Genomic DNA, 14,723 nt, shown 5'->3' with positions numbered 1-14,723 from the left:
ACTTAGGTCAATGAGATATAGCGGATGTTCTTGATTCCATCCAGTTGCGAAATCACTGCCTGTTCTGAATCATCAAGCTTTTTATCAACTGATACTGCGGTAATAGCATTAGATCCTTTTCCGGATCGTCCAAGACTTAATGCTGCAATGTTGATGTTCTGACCTGCTAAAGTGCCGCTCACAGAAGCAAGCATCCCTGGCTTATCTTCATTTTGGTACAAAATGATATCACCTTCCAGCCTAAGCTCAATACCATAGTTATCAATCTCTACAATTCTATAATCAGAGTCGCCAAATACCGCCGCTGAAATGCTGGTATATGCCGCTCCTTCTGGCAATCGAATAGTAACTATATCGCTATAGGTTTTAGCCCTGTTGCTGATCACTTCTTTTATATTAAACCCTCTTTCATCAGCATAAACACGAGCGTTAATTAGATTAACCGCTTCACTTACGTACTCGGATAGCATGCCTGTTAGAATACCATCGGTAAGTACTTCTGCATATTTAGAAGATTCGCCAGCGTACTCAAATTCAAAGTTATTGGCATGATCCGGAGAAAGCTGAACAATCATCCTTCCTAGCTTTTCTGCAAGTTTGAGATATGGTTGAACTTCTTTGTTTGTAAGCAGAGAAATTGACTTTCCGTTAAGGCTACCTTTATAGTTTTTATTCTCAAGAGCATCTGCCATTTGAGACGCAATTTGCTCTGCTACTTTTTCCTGTGCCTCTTCTGTCGAAGCTCCGAGATGTGGAGTACAAATAATGTTTGGATGTTCAAGGACTCTGTATAAATCTTCTATTGGAGGTTCACTACTGTATACATCCAGTGCAGCACCACCAACAACTCCTTCATCAAGTAATTGAGGTAGGTCAGCTTCTTCATAAATACCTCCGCGAGCACAATTGACAAGACGAATCCCTTTTTTGAGCTTATCCGCATTCTTTAGAGAAATCATTCCTTTTGTTTTCTCAGTAAGTGGAGTATGAACTGACAAATAGTCTGAAGTAGCTAGTAATTGATCTAATTCTACCAGACTAACACCTATCGACTGCGCATGTTCTTCCGTGGAAAAGGGATCAAAAGCCTGAACATCCATACCAAAAGCCTTCATCCGCTTTGCTACCTCAGATCCAATTTTTCCCAGCCCTACTATTCCCAGAATCTTACCATGAACTTCTGTTCCCATATAAGCTTTTCGATCCCATCCGCCGCCTTTTACTGTTGCAACGGCTTTGGGGATGTTTCTGGATAGAGCAATCAACATTCCACAAGTATGCTCTGCTGTAGAAATTGTATTTCCATCAGGAGTATTCATTACCAATACCCCTTTTGAAGTTGAAGCTGGTATATCGATGTTGTCTACACCTACTCCTGCTCGGCCAATCACTTTCAGATTTGGAGCTTTCTCTAATAAATCAGGGGTAACTGTTGTAGCACTTCGTACTACCAGCCCGTCATAATTTGTAATGGTAGAGAAAAGTTCTTCCTGGCTAAGCTTACCTGGTTGATCGGCCTGGATTCCTCGTTGACTGAATACTTCCTTACAAATCGGGTCAACATTATCGAGTAATAAAACTTTAAATGACATGAGTGTTTTTGATGATGAGTGTGAGTGATGTGTTCAATTCGGTTCTACAAATTCCATAATTAACTCCTGTATCTCTTCAATTCCTTTTTTGCTATCAGAAGAGTAGGCGATAATTGGAACTTCAATATTCATTTCAGACAAAATCTTTCTAACCTCTGCTTTTGACTTTCCAACTTTGTTATTCGAAATCTTATCCGATTTGGAAAGTAATACACAAAAGGGCATTTCATTAGATCCCATCCAATAAAAAAAATCTTCGTCGAGTTTACTTGGAGAGTGTCTGCTATCAATTACATGCAGTATAAGATCAAGGGTTTTCCGGTTAAGCAGGTATTCTCTGATATTGCTTCCCCAGCGTTCACGTTCTTTTTTAGGTACTTTCGCATACCCATAACCAGGCAAATCTACAAAGAAGCAAGTCCCGGAAAGATTATAATAATTCATTTGCTGGGTCTTCCCGGGCACATTAGAGGTTCTTGCCAGGTTCTTTCGATTAACAAGTGCATTAATGAGCGAAGATTTTCCCACATTAGATCTGCCTGCAAAGCATATCTCTGGAAGAGATTCAGGAGGACAATCTTTCAGCCTGGGGGCACTGGTAACAAAAGTGGCGGGGCCATTAAACATTAAACCAGCTCGTTCTCTTCCTTTTCAACTCCAAAGTTAACAGGCACAGGGTATTTTGATGTGAAGCAAGCCGTACAGTAATCATGGCTCAGAGGATTTGCCGACTTCACAGCATTAACCAGCCCTTTTGCTGATAAGTATCTTAAACTATCTACCCCTATTTCCTTAGCCATTTTCTCAATATCACGATCAAAACGGTTGGCGATAAGCTCTTCGGGATTAGGAAAATCCATTCCGTAATAACATGGGCTTATTATGGGCGGAGAACTCACAATAAAATGTATCTCTGCCGGATTACAAGACCTTATCATATCTACGAGTAATTGCGAAGTAGTACCCCTTACAATAGAATCATCTACGATAATAACGCTTCTGCCTTCAATTACACCTCGAACAGGGTTAAACTTTGTGCGCACTTTTTGCTCTCTGGATTTCTGCCCAGGAGAAATAAAAGTTCTACCCACATAATGATTCCGGATTAAGCCAATATCATATTTACAATCAAACCCTAGCTTTTGATTTTCACTGGCATAGCCAAGTGCCGCAGTATTACTGGAATCAGGAACGGAGATGACAATCGGCTTCTTTCCCGAAGGGCTGTTCTTTACCACTTCGTTAATGGGGTGTTCCTGCGCTAATACCTTACCAAGGTTTCTTCTGATTTTATCTACCATTTCCCCAAAAACCATACTGTCTGGTCTTGAAAAATACACGTACTCGAAAATACATTGACTTGTAGTTGTACCTATCTCCGGCTCGATGAAATAGGATTTTGGCTCTCCTGTTTCTGTAGCTTCCCGGTCTATTACTATAACCTCTCCAGGCTGTACATCTCGAATGTATTCTGCTTTATTAATATCAAATGCACAGGTCTCACTTGCTACACAGAATTTACCGTCAATTTTTCCAAGCGCGAGCGGCCTGAATCCATTAGGGTCGCGAACGGCAATCAACTTATCGTCGGTAAGCATTACTAAACAGTATGCGCCTTCAATTTGCTGAAGAGCGTCCATTATTTGATCCATTTGATCCTCATACTCACTTTGAGCAATCAAGTGTAGTATCAATTCTGTATCAGAAGTACTCTGAAAAATGATTCCCTCATCTCTGAAGCGGCTACGAATCTGTTTTGCATTGGAGAGATTTCCATTGTGCCCTATGGCAATGTTGCCACTCCGGTAATGCACTCTAAACGGCTGAATGTTTGCAGGGTTCTTTGAAGAACCCGAGGTGGAATACCTGTTATGTCCAATCGCCGAGCGCCCTTTCAAAATCTTGTTAATAATCTTTGGCTTATCAAAAACGCTAAGCACAAGGCCAAAATCCTTGTACATAGGCATGATAGGACGTTGTTTATCTTTGTCGTAGTGGGAGGTTACTATACCTGCTGATTCCTGGCCTCTGTGCTGAAGAGAGTGCAGACCGTAATAGGTTAGCAAGGCTGCGTCGGGGTGATCGAATACCCCAAATATTCCACAATACTCGCGTGGTTTGTCGCTCATTGAGTCTGTCTACGTTTTGTGATGTTAACAGAAATTTAAAGATACAAAAAGCATATGGAAACGAGAATTAGAAGTATTTGAAACATGATCAATTATTGGTGTTGGGCAACTTTCGTTTTTGTGATACCTTAGGGAATAATAAAACTATCATTGAGGATGTCTAGCATAGCATTAAACCCCAATCAATCCGTTTTTCAGGCAAATTGGATTATCAACAAGAGAACAGACCTTATTTGGTTTATAGGTGGAGCACTAGGGGGTTACTTACTCATGTTCATGTACTCCGGGCTTGGATGGGACATGATCACTATATGGTTCTTCTGGGTAGCCTTTATTGATACCCCTCACTTTTTTGGAACCTACAGCCGCACCTACCTCGATAAACAAGAATTTAAGCAGCGGAAGAAACTACTGCTTGGAAGCCTGACCTGGTTTATTGTAGGTCCGGTTATTCTCCTCTTTTGCTTTTTGATGTACTCAAGCGGTTCCGAAAGCTATTCAGTTCCCTGGCTGTTACTAACTTCCTTTTTTGGATTATGGGCTTATTGGCATGTGGTAAGGCAACATTATGGATTCTTGGCTTTATACAAGAAGAAGCACCAGGAAACTCAAAAATTAGATTACTACATCGATTCAAGTCTCCTTTACGGCGGGCTTATGCTACCATTCTTTGTATTCGTAGTACGCTACCCCGAAGCAAGTGGTCTGGTAGCTCCTATAGTATCGATAGTCGAATCAGCTATTGGAATTTCCGGAGAGCAATTTATTTCCTGGCTTACCCTGGGAATAATTAGTGTATTAGCTCTCACCTATATTGCTCGTCAATTCTATTTGGCTCGAAATGGATTTCAGGTAAACTTGCCTAAAGCCTTATTCTTGCTAGCCGTTGTACCCCTTCATCTTTTCATCTGTTTTTCTGATGCTGTTGTTGAGGCTGGAATTTTCGCATTCGGGGCTTTCGTTACCATTTTTCATGACCTGCAATATCATGCAATAGTTTGGTTTCACCACAAAAACAGGTATAAGAACGCCGTTGACAAAAGTAAGTTTGGGGTGTCAGCCTGGTTATCCAAATCACTCCCACGCTATGCGTTGTTTGCCATTTTGGTTGGAGTAATATTCCGAATACTAGGCTGTACTTTTGAAGTTCATCCTGGCTGTATTCCTATCGCTGTTACCAGTAATGTTATGCTTTTTGCAGACTTTGGAACAGACAAGCTGCTTCAAGGGATATTTATGGGATTAGCTTTCCATCATTACTTTCTTGACCAGTTTATTTGGCGTACCAGTAAGGATAAAGAATTGGCTAAAGATCTTAAGCTTCAAAATGCATAAAAAAAGCTCCAAAAGGAGCTTTTTCAGAAGTTACAATTTCGCTTAAGCCAAACTGGCTTCCAACTCAATGGTTGCATTCAATACTCTTGAAACAGGGCAAGCGTCTTTAGTTGCTGCTGCAATTGGCTGAAATTCCTCTTCTGTTAATCTTGGTACATCCGCTACGCATACTAACTTTACAGTAGTTATTGTTGGGGCACCATCAACAAACTCCAGAGTAACTGTTGCTTTGGTATCAACACTATTTGATTCATGACCAGCTTTGTGTAATTCGTTTGAAAGGGCCATAGAATAACATCCTGCGTGAGCTGCTCCGATTAGCTCTTCAGGATTGGTTCCTTCTCCACTTTCAAATCTGGAAACAAATGAATAGGCATCATTATTAAGTACTCCACTTTCTGATGAGATGGTTCCGGATCCTGCTTTGAGATCGCCGTTCCAAACGGCTGAGGCTTTTTTATCTGGCATAACTTTGGTCTTTTATTATTTATGATATTGAACAATTAAAATTACGTCATTCCGAAAGTGTAAAAATAAAGTAGTAATTAAATATTGCTTAGCTTTTAGAGCTTTAATGATGGGCATAAAAAAACCCGATACCCTGAAAGAAAATAAATATAGTGGTCATCTATGTTAAAAAAGCTACTCTCAAACAGGGGTATCGGGAAGCTACACCCATAAGACGACGCTAATCTCAATTTGTTTCTTCGGGTTTGTTAAATATTTGTAAATACAGAAAACTAAAATAAACCAAGTTGATCACCATGACTTTTGACAAAATGCTCTGTTGTCATTGGTAATCTCTCATTATTCAAACCCAATTTCCTGGTTTGTATGGCAAATAGCTTTTTGATTTGAGTCGAATAGTTACCATCTCCTCTCATACGTTTGCCCCATTCGGCTTTGTATAACTTCCCTCCTCTCATATCATATAATCGATTTTTGATTTTTTCTTTTCGATCAGGAAAATGTTGTTCCAACCAATCTACAAAGATATCCTTTACCTTATAAGGCAACCGTACGATGGTATAACCTGCGTGTTTTGCACCGGCATCTGAAGCGGCTTTGAGTATATCTGCACACTCATGATCAGTAAGACCCGGAATAATCGGCGCTACGTTCACTCCTACAGGAATACCTGCTTCTGCCAATATCTCAATAGCTTTCAACCTTCTGGTAGGGCGGGATGTTCTGGGTTCCATAATTTCGGTCAGTTTTTTATTAAGAGAGGTGACGGAAATTGTAACTCGAACACAGTTGTACTCTGCCAGTTCTTTCAGGTGATCAATATCTCTTGTGACTAAAAAATTTTTAGTAATGATACCAACTGGGTTTCGATACTTTGCTAACACTTTCAGACACCCCCTGGTGATTTCCAGCTTGCGCTCAATGGGCTGGTAAACATCTGTGATTCCACTCATTGCAATAACTTGTGGATCCCACTTCGGAGATCTAAGTGTTTTCTCCAGCAATTCAGGCGCATCATACTTCACAATAATCTTTGTCTCGAAATCCAAGCCTACCGAAAATCCCAGATATTCATGATAAGGGCGAGCATAGCAATAAATGCACCCATGTTCGCACCCCCTGTAGGGATTCAGTCCTGCATCGAATGGGATATCCGGACTTTTATTAAATGAGATTATGTTTTTAGTATCATCTTTAAAGAGTTGTGTTTTTTGAGAAGGCTTCTCTCCTGTTTCTTCATCCAGTTCATAATCGACGTAATGCCCTTCAAATCTGTTTATAGGATTATCTGAAGCACCTCTCCCTCTCTTTGGTTTTTGGAGTTTACTCATGAATTAATTTACACATATATTATACATATAAAATGTACCTAATGTGTTCCCCAACTTCAAACTAAAAAGTCTTGAATAATTTTTTTATCCAAGGCTTAATGTGTTGCAGAAAAATCTGTGCTCTAAAATACTTTTTTACCGGCCACCCAGGTTTCAAGTACTTCTATTTTCCAAATTTCACTTTCCGGAACGGTAAAGTAATCCTGATCAATAATAATGAAATCAGCCCATTTCCCATTTTCAAGAGTACCTAACTCATTTTCTTGGTGCCCTGCATAAGCTGCATCGATTGTAAACGCGCGAAGTGCTTCCTCCCTTGATAGAGATTCTCCGGGATACCATCCTCCATCGGGGGTTCCTTCATGATCCATCCTGGTTACCGCTGAGTATAATCCATAAAACGGATTGGAATGCTCAACAGGAAAATCTGAACCAGCTGCTACTATGGTTCCCTGTTGAAGAAAAGATTGCCATGCATATCCCCCTTTGATGCGATCAGGACCAACACGATCTTCTGCCATATTTTTATCACTGGTAGCGTGAGTAGGTTGCATAGAAGCAATAACATTCAGCTCTTTGAATCTGGGAATATCATCAATGGCTACAATTTGCGCATGTTCTATCCTATTTCTTAAACCCTGATCGCCATGTTCACCCAGTGCGTACTCTATAGCATCAAGAACCTGCCTGTTCCCCATATCACCAATAGCATGAATTCCTGCCTGAAAACCCTTTCCTATTACTTTGGATACCATTTGATTCATTTCGTCCTGACTTACAAATAGCAGTCCTTTGTTACCAGGGTCATCAGAATAGGGTTCGATTAAAGCAGCCCCTCTACTACCCAGCGCCCCATCGGAATATAGTTTCACACTTCTTAGTGCTAACATATCATCAGCATATGAGTTAATTGGACCATTCACTGAAAGGGTATCAAATATTGGCCCTGCTCCCGAGATCATCCCATAGATTCTGGTCTTTAACCGTCCATCATCAGCAAACTGCTTATACAGATTCCATGAAGTTACATTGGTTCCCGCCTCATGCACTGAGGTAATACCTACGCTAGCCATTTGATCTAACGCTTTTTCTAAGGCCAGTTCACGTTCTTTATCAGTTGTAGGTGGTATAATTGAGTTGATGTAACCCTCAGCAGCGTCAATAAACACACCTGTTGCATTACCCTGAGAGTCTCTTATGATCTTTCCCCCTTGCGGATCAGGAGTATCTTTACTAATTCCGGCTAACCTCATAGCCATTGTATTACCCCATCCGGCATGCCCATCTACTCTACTTAGCCAAACAGGTCGATCAGAAACTACCTGATCTAAATCTTCAGCAGTAGGAAATCTATTCTCAGGCCAAAGAGTTTGATTCCACCCCCTTCCCTGTATCCATTCAAGTTCAGGATTCGAATCAGCATAATCTTTGATAGTCTCTAAAGTCTGATCTAAAGAAGTAATTCCTGATAAATTTACTTGCAGTTCCTGGAATCCTAATCCCATTACATGACCATGTGCATCTACTAATCCAGGAAGCAAGGTCTTCCCGTTCCCATCAATTATAGTACCCTGATATTGATCAGCAAGTGAGCGCTCTCCTTTGGCAACCACTTTACCATCAGCTATTACCAATGTTTGGAATGTGACAAGTGAATCACCTTCAAGTGTATATCCATTTACATTTGTAATAATTGTTTTTGGAGATTGAGAAGAGCAAGAGATTAGAACTATAGATAAGAAAAGAATGGGTAGTCGCTTCATGTTAATGTATTAGGGTAGCTTTTGAGTCGAAGAATATAGATAATTTTTTTTCAAACGATTTTACCCATTCCTTTCCTTAAAACTCACCCTAATTACCTGCCCTCCTTCTTTAGCATTAAAGACCTTCCGCAGTATTTCTGGTTTTATGTCCTCATTCGATTCCAATTCATCTCTTGTAAAAAAGCGAAGATCTTTTAGTAGCTGCTCTTCGTCCGGATGCTCTGGGTCCTGACCTAATTTTAGCTGACCCTCCTCTTTGGCCACTTCAAAAAAGAATTCCAAAGCATGGTACAAACCATCAATCAACTCATTTATTAATAGTAGTTTTTTGACATTAACCTTTAAGCCTGTTTCTTCGAAAAACTCTCTTTTAACGGCTGCTTTTAAAGATTCCCCAAAATCAACACCACCTCCGGGGGTGGTCCATATATTCTTTACGGAAACAGGAGAATATAATTGAACCAGGAGAATTCTATCCTGATCTATTAGTACACCACAGGCACGAATTCTTAACTTATTTGAGTAGACCTCGCTACTCACTTACCCACTGGTACTTTATTTTCCTTTTTTGGAGTGAACAGGTTATTGGCCTTTGCATGTTTTAAACTAGCTTTCACAAAATCGACAAATAAAGCCTGAGGATTATTCACAGTACTTCTTAATTCAGGATGGAACTGTACACCTACAAACCATGGGTGCTCCTTAATCTCAACGATTTCTACTAAATCACGCTCCGGGTTCATGCCTGTAAGAAGCATCCCATTCTCAGTAAGTTTGTACCTGAGGTTATTATTCACCTCATAGCGATGACGATGACGCTCATAAACCATATCAGAACCATATGCTTTATGTGCATTACTTCCTTTTTCGAGCTTACACGCATATTTACCTAACCTCATTGTTCCACCCATGTTTTCGATATCCTTTTGGTCAGGCATGATATCGATGATAGGGTATTCGGAATCCTCATTAAACTCTGTGCTGTTAGCGTCCTTCCAGCCACATACATTCCGGGCATATTCGATAACTGCGCATTGCATTCCAAGGCAAATTCCAAAGAAAGGAATCTCATTTACCCGGGCATAGTTTACGGCAGAAAGCTTCCCTTCGATTCCTCTTCCTCCAAATCCAGGAGCAACTAATACTCCAGCCACTCCATCCAATTGTGCAGCTACATTTTCTGATGTAAGATTATCAGATTGTACCCATCTTATTTTGACCTTACAATCGTTAACTGCTCCTGCATGTATAAACGCTTCAACAATTGATTTATAAGAATCATGGTGCTCTACATACTTTCCAACCAGAGCTATTTCAATATCACCTGATGGATTGCAAACAGCTTCAACAAAACCAATCCAATTGTCCAGATTTGGTTCCTTAGTATCCAACTTAAGTTTTTCAATTACCCGTTCATCCAATTTCTGATTCTGCATCAGAAGCGGAACTTCATAAATACTTCGGGCATCAATGGATTCGATTACATCTTCGATCTCAACATTACAGAACCTGGCCACTTTTCCTCTGATAGATTCGTCTAGCGAATGTTCACATCTACACACAAGAATATCAGGTTGCAATCCACTTTCAGAAAGAGTTTTGACAGAGTGCTGAGTAGGCTTAGTTTTTAATTCACCTGCCGCTGCTAAATAGGGAACAAGAGTTAAGTGTATTGATAATGTATTTGCCCTGCCTACATTATATCTGAGTTGACGGACTGCCTCGATGTATGGAAGACTTTCAATATCACCCACTGTTCCGCCTATCTCAACGATTACTACATCGTATTCTCCCGATTGGCCAAGCTTGAGTACATGTGATTGTATCTCATCGGTGATGTGCGGAATCACCTGGACTGTTTTCCCCAGATATGCTCCCTGACGTTCTTTGGTGATTACGTCATAATAAATCCTGCCTGTAGTAACATTATTAGTTTGAGAGGTTTTGATGTCCAAAAACCTTTCATAGTGACCCAGATCTAAATCTGTTTCGGCGCCATCATCAGTTACATAAACTTCACCATGCTCATAGGGGTTCATGGTTCCGGGATCCACATTGATATAGGGATCAAGTTTTTGAACGGTAACCTTGAGACCTCTGGCTACAAGCAAACGACCTAGAGAAGCACAAATAATTCCTTTCCCCAAGGAAGATGTTACCCCACCGGTAACGAAAATGTATTTGGTAGACATTTAGAAGAGAGTGAAGTTGATGGATGGAAAATATAGCACACTCCCCCTCTTTGTTCAATCAAAGAACTAGTTATTTACTCACAAGTTTTCCACAACTTGTTTGAGCACATCAGGTTTATCAGAAAAAATGCCCGCGGCACCTTTCTTAATAACCGTACGCATTAATTCTTCATCATTTACTGTATATATGAAAAACGGAATTTTATTGGATTGCAGATCCTGAACCCATTCTTCACTTAGTTGCCTGTGACTACAATTAAATGCATCTACGTTATATTTTTCAACTAATTCAGATGGAGTCAAATCTCCGGATTGACTCTTCTCATAGAGAATTGCTTTCGGAATTTCAGGAGCTAATGCTTCAAGATGCTCCATAACTCTGTAATCAAAACTTGAAAATATTACCTCGTTTTCAATACCTGCCTCTCTTACCAACCGAATACTTTTATCAACAACGCCTCCTTCTGCCTGATCAGATACTGCCTCTGTTTTTATTTCTATGTTGACTGCAATTCTACCTTTCGTGTATGCCAATACTTCTTCAAGAGTGGGAAATGGTTCTCCACCAAATTTCTTATCGAACCAGGAGCCTACTTCCATCTTTTTTAGCTCATCAAGTGTAAAGGAACCTACTTCTCCAGATTCACTGGTTGTACGATCAACCGTTTTGTCATGTACTACTACAGGAATGCCATCCCTACTTATCGAAACATCAAGCTCAATCATCTCAGCTTCCATCTCAATAGCCAATTTAAAGGCTGAGTGGGTATTCTCAGGAGCATAAGAGCTTGCGCCCCGATGTGCGATTACAACGAAATTATCTCCATTTGAAGTAGGAATAATCGGCAAATTTGCGTCTTGTGCCATTAATTGACTGGAGAATACAACTAGAAGTATTATTAAAACGACTTTGATCATACTCGAAATTATTTTCTTTAAAGAAAATAATTTTCCTATTACCACACCATTAACATAGTTGATTGTAATGCTATAAAACTACAGCACTATCTAATGTTCCGTAAATATTCTAATAACCCTTTAGTTCTGTGAACTGATGACCCGCTTTATTGCTTTATTCAGCAATGAATCAAATGAATCTGTATTAGTGAGCACATAGTAAACAAAATAGAATCCTACTATTGTTGTTATGCTTCCTACCACTGTCATTATTGAAGCAATCCAGTTAGGTTGAATACTACCGAGAAATGAAAGCGCTACCACGCCCAAACCTAAAAAAATCTGTAATACTGCAGATAACATATGAAGACCATTAACCGAATGGACTCTATCCAAAAAAACAGAAAAACTACCAGGGTTCCGGGTAGGTTTATCTACTCTGATCGAATTCTCTTGAACTAAAGAATTTTTTTCTTTTGGTTCCTCGTACATGTCCTTACTTTTTACTAACCACAACAGCTTTTATAATAATAAAAGCCCTTTTCATTAAAAAATATTAATGCGAAATCAAGATAACTTTTTCATCTATGGGCGAAAGCCAGTAGAAGAAGCACTGCTTGACAAGGCACAGGAGATCGATAAAATTTTCATAAAGAACTCAATTAACGCGAGTTCCTACAAAAATTTAAACGAAGCTGCTTTAATCAACCGGGTACCTATTGTAAAAGTTCCTGATCAAAAAATTCACAGCCTAGTTGGAAGAGTTAATCATCAGGGCTTTGTTGCACAGGTAAGTTTAATTAAATACTTAAACTTTTTTGAATGGATTGAAACCCTCGATTTAGCCTCAAATCCAGCTGTTATTTTGCTTGACGGAATTGAAGACCCTCATAACCTAGGCGCTATATTGCGATCGGCTGTAGCTGCTGGCATCTCGGCTGTTCTGGTTCCAACTCAAAACCAGGCACCTGTAAACGCAACTGTTTTTAAAACATCTGCCGGTACAGCAACAAAGATTTCAATCATTAGAGTACATGACACCAAACAAGGATTCAAGGATCTAAAATTGGCTGGGTTTTCGATTCTTGGTTTGGATATGTCTGCGAAAGAAACGATATGGGAATCTGATTTCGAAAAGCCAATTGCATTTTTAATTGGCAATGAGGGAAAGGGTATTGATAGAGAACTAATCGCCAAATGCGACCAGCTAGCCATGTTACCTATGGAACGAAGCGTTGAATCTCTTAATGCTTCCGTTACTGCTGCTTTAATCAGCTATGAATGGAAAAGAAAAAAGTTAGCGATAGATTAAGTATTGCTTTCTTTTTATGAGAAATTCCTCGAACTCCTCCCCCCAATTTATTTCTCCATTTTCGTCAATAATCTTTTTTGTACCGGCAAGTAAGTATATAAAGTCAGAATACTCAGCGTCTTCTGTTTTTTCCATAAGAAGATTGACAAGTTCTACGCCAAATCTTACTGGGTCTTGAGTGTCGGGAGTAGCATTAATCTTCACCCCAAATATTTTCTCGTCTTCATATTTAGGGTAACGTGCCTTACCAGGAATAGATCTGGGTACAATGGAAACTGTATCAATTATTACTGAATATTTTTCTGAAACGGCTCTTAGCTCGGACAGATTTATGAATGTCTTTGGGGATCCGATAGTCAAAAAGGGATTAGGGGTACCTCTGCCCTCTGAGAGAGTTGTTCCTTCGAACAAACAAGTACCGAGATATAAATAAGCGTGTTCAAAAGAAGGTAAATTTGGAGATGGAGGAAACCAGTTCAATCCTGTTTCGCTCCATTTCATTACCCTGTTCCATCCTTCCATTTCTATGACTTTTACATTAGGAGAGTAGCCATTTATTTCTAACCACCCTTCACCTTTAGCCATTAGTGCCAACTCGCCTAAGGTGAGTCCATGAGCTACGGGAATAGGATAGGATCCCACGAAGGACTTATGCTCTTCTTCTAATACCCAACCTGAAACATAATCACCTCCAGCTGGATTTGGCCGATCTAAGATCCAAACTTCTTTATCAAACTCTGCACCAGCTTCTAGTATATGTTTCATAGTACTGTTATAGGTGTAGAATCTTGCTCCAACATCCTGCATATCAAAAATCAGGAGATCTACATTTTGTAACATCTCTGCAGACGGCTTTTTTGTATTGCCATATAAAGAATGAACGGGAAGTCCCGTAGCAGCATCAACTCCATCTTCGATGCGCTCCCCTGCTCCAGCTTCTCCTCTAAATCCATGTTCCGGAGCGAATAGAGCTGTTACATTTATCCCCAACGAGATCAATGTATCCAACATGTGAGTCTCTTCAATCCTGGCTGTAGGATTCATCACCAGCCCTACCCTTTTTCCATCAAGCTTATCAAGGTGCTTTTCAATTAGCACCTCTGCTCCAATTTTTACCTTTTTTTCCGTACTCTGAGTTTGAGCTTCACAATCTGCAAAAAGAAGAAGAGTTATTAAGACGGTGATGTATTTCATAGTGGATTATATTCAATCCTGAATCAAACAAAAAAACCCTAACAGCTTTTGTCAGGGTTTTTTAAAGGTTGATACCGAATGGATCAGCTGATATTTGCAACTACGTCAGATTCAGCAAAAAAATAGACTCCTTCTATTTTCCCATTTTCTACCGAGTCTGAACCGTGTATAATATTTTCTCCAACGCTATCAGCGAAATCAGCTCTGATGGTTCCTTGATCAGCTTCTGCCGGGTTAGTAGCACCGATCAATGTCCTGAAATCAGCTACTGCATTTTCTTTCTCAAGAATCATTGGTACGCACGCGCCGCTACTCATAAATTCGCACAACTCGCCGTAAAAAGGTCTTTCTTTGTGAACAGCATAAAAACCACCCGCAGTATCCATGGTAAGTCGGGTCATCTTCATTGCTAAAATGGTGAAACCAGCATCCTGGATTCTTTTTGTTACCTCTCCTATAAGCCCTTTGCGAACACAATCGGGTTTAAGAATAGTTAATGTTCTTTCTATT

The 14,723-nt window shown here is 39.9% G+C and carries 14 protein-coding genes; 2 read left to right on the top strand and 12 right to left on the bottom strand.

Annotation, left to right across the window (positions count from 1 at the left end):
* Nucleotides 1-2: 2 nt before the first annotated feature.
* From ED557_06930 to ED557_06920, 3 genes are read right to left on the bottom strand one after another with little or no spacing between them, the layout of a single operon-like run.
* Complete coding sequence (locus tag ED557_06930; GenBank protein ID RNC84706.1) at nucleotides 3-1,592, bottom strand: phosphoglycerate dehydrogenase; 1,590 nt, start codon at nucleotides 1,590-1,592, stop codon at nucleotides 3-5.
* A 33-nt stretch (nucleotides 1,593-1,625) separates the two neighbouring features.
* A complete protein-coding gene (gene ysxC / locus ED557_06925) occupies nucleotides 1,626-2,219 on the bottom strand; it encodes a ribosome biogenesis GTP-binding protein YsxC (GenBank protein RNC84705.1) in 594 nt (197 codons plus the stop codon).
* On the bottom strand, nucleotides 2,219-3,721 hold the full coding sequence (locus ED557_06920) for an amidophosphoribosyltransferase (protein ID RNC84704.1): 1,503 nt from the start codon (nucleotides 3,719-3,721) through the stop codon (nucleotides 2,219-2,221). Before ED557_06920 ends, ysxC begins: the two co-directional genes overlap by 1 nt.
* A gap of 156 nt (nucleotides 3,722-3,877) precedes the next feature.
* Here ED557_06920 and ED557_06915 point away from each other — a divergent pair, with 156 nt between their 5' ends.
* Nucleotides 3,878-5,056 (top strand): hypothetical protein, encoded by a 1,179-nt coding sequence (locus tag ED557_06915; protein ID RNC84703.1) that lies wholly within the window; start codon nucleotides 3,878-3,880, stop codon nucleotides 5,054-5,056.
* Nucleotides 5,057-5,098: 42 nt separating this feature from the next.
* Here ED557_06915 and ED557_06910 read toward each other — a convergent pair whose 3' ends face one another.
* The 7 genes from ED557_06910 to ED557_06880 all read right to left on the bottom strand — a co-directional run bounded on the left by ED557_06910 (nucleotide 5,099) and on the right by ED557_06880 (nucleotide 12,199).
* Nucleotides 5,099-5,524, bottom strand: coding sequence for an OsmC family peroxiredoxin (locus ED557_06910; protein RNC84702.1), 426 nt, complete (start codon nucleotides 5,522-5,524; stop codon nucleotides 5,099-5,101).
* Nucleotides 5,525-5,796: 272 nt separating this feature from the next.
* On the bottom strand, nucleotides 5,797-6,855 hold the full coding sequence (locus ED557_06905) for a PA0069 family radical SAM protein (protein ID RNC84701.1): 1,059 nt from the start codon (nucleotides 6,853-6,855) through the stop codon (nucleotides 5,797-5,799).
* A 122-nt stretch (nucleotides 6,856-6,977) separates the two neighbouring features.
* Nucleotides 6,978-8,618, bottom strand: coding sequence for an amidohydrolase (locus ED557_06900; GenBank protein RNC84700.1), 1,641 nt, complete (start codon nucleotides 8,616-8,618; stop codon nucleotides 6,978-6,980).
* Between the two features lie 60 nt (nucleotides 8,619-8,678).
* On the bottom strand, nucleotides 8,679-9,158 hold the full coding sequence (locus ED557_06895) for an NUDIX hydrolase (protein RNC84699.1): 480 nt from the start codon (nucleotides 9,156-9,158) through the stop codon (nucleotides 8,679-8,681).
* Complete coding sequence (locus ED557_06890) at nucleotides 9,155-10,810, bottom strand: CTP synthase (GenBank protein ID RNC84698.1); 1,656 nt, start codon at nucleotides 10,808-10,810, stop codon at nucleotides 9,155-9,157. Before ED557_06890 ends, ED557_06895 begins: the two co-directional genes overlap by 4 nt.
* 78 nt (nucleotides 10,811-10,888) lie before the next feature.
* Nucleotides 10,889-11,728, bottom strand: coding sequence for a hypothetical protein (locus ED557_06885; protein RNC84697.1), 840 nt, complete (start codon nucleotides 11,726-11,728; stop codon nucleotides 10,889-10,891).
* A gap of 120 nt (nucleotides 11,729-11,848) precedes the next feature.
* Nucleotides 11,849-12,199, bottom strand: coding sequence for a hypothetical protein (locus ED557_06880; protein RNC84696.1), 351 nt, complete (start codon nucleotides 12,197-12,199; stop codon nucleotides 11,849-11,851).
* A 67-nt stretch (nucleotides 12,200-12,266) separates the two neighbouring features.
* Between ED557_06880 and rlmB the strand changes: the two genes are divergently transcribed.
* Nucleotides 12,267-13,019, top strand: a complete 753-nt coding sequence (rlmB, locus tag ED557_06875; protein ID RNC84695.1) for a 23S rRNA (guanosine(2251)-2'-O)-methyltransferase RlmB — start codon at nucleotides 12,267-12,269, stop codon at nucleotides 13,017-13,019.
* Here rlmB and ED557_06870 read toward each other — a convergent pair.
* Both ED557_06870 and ED557_06865 read right to left on the bottom strand, forming a co-directional pair.
* Complete coding sequence (locus ED557_06870; protein RNC84694.1) at nucleotides 13,005-14,213, bottom strand: DUF1343 domain-containing protein; 1,209 nt, start codon at nucleotides 14,211-14,213, stop codon at nucleotides 13,005-13,007. The genes rlmB and ED557_06870 overlap by 15 nt on opposite strands.
* A gap of 83 nt (nucleotides 14,214-14,296) precedes the next feature.
* Nucleotides 14,297-14,722 carry a nucleoside-diphosphate kinase gene (locus ED557_06865; GenBank protein ID RNC84810.1) on the bottom strand — a complete coding sequence of 142 codons (426 nt, stop codon included), beginning with the start codon at nucleotides 14,720-14,722 and terminating at the stop codon, nucleotides 14,297-14,299.
* Between the last annotated feature and the right edge of the window lies 1 nt (nucleotide 14,723).

Source organism: Balneola sp., assembly GCA_003712055.1.
Classification (GTDB): Bacteria; Bacteroidota; Rhodothermia; order Balneolales; family Balneolaceae; genus RHLJ01.
Note: the sequence above shows the minus strand (reverse complement) of the source record. Positions and strands in the feature narration are given on the sequence as shown.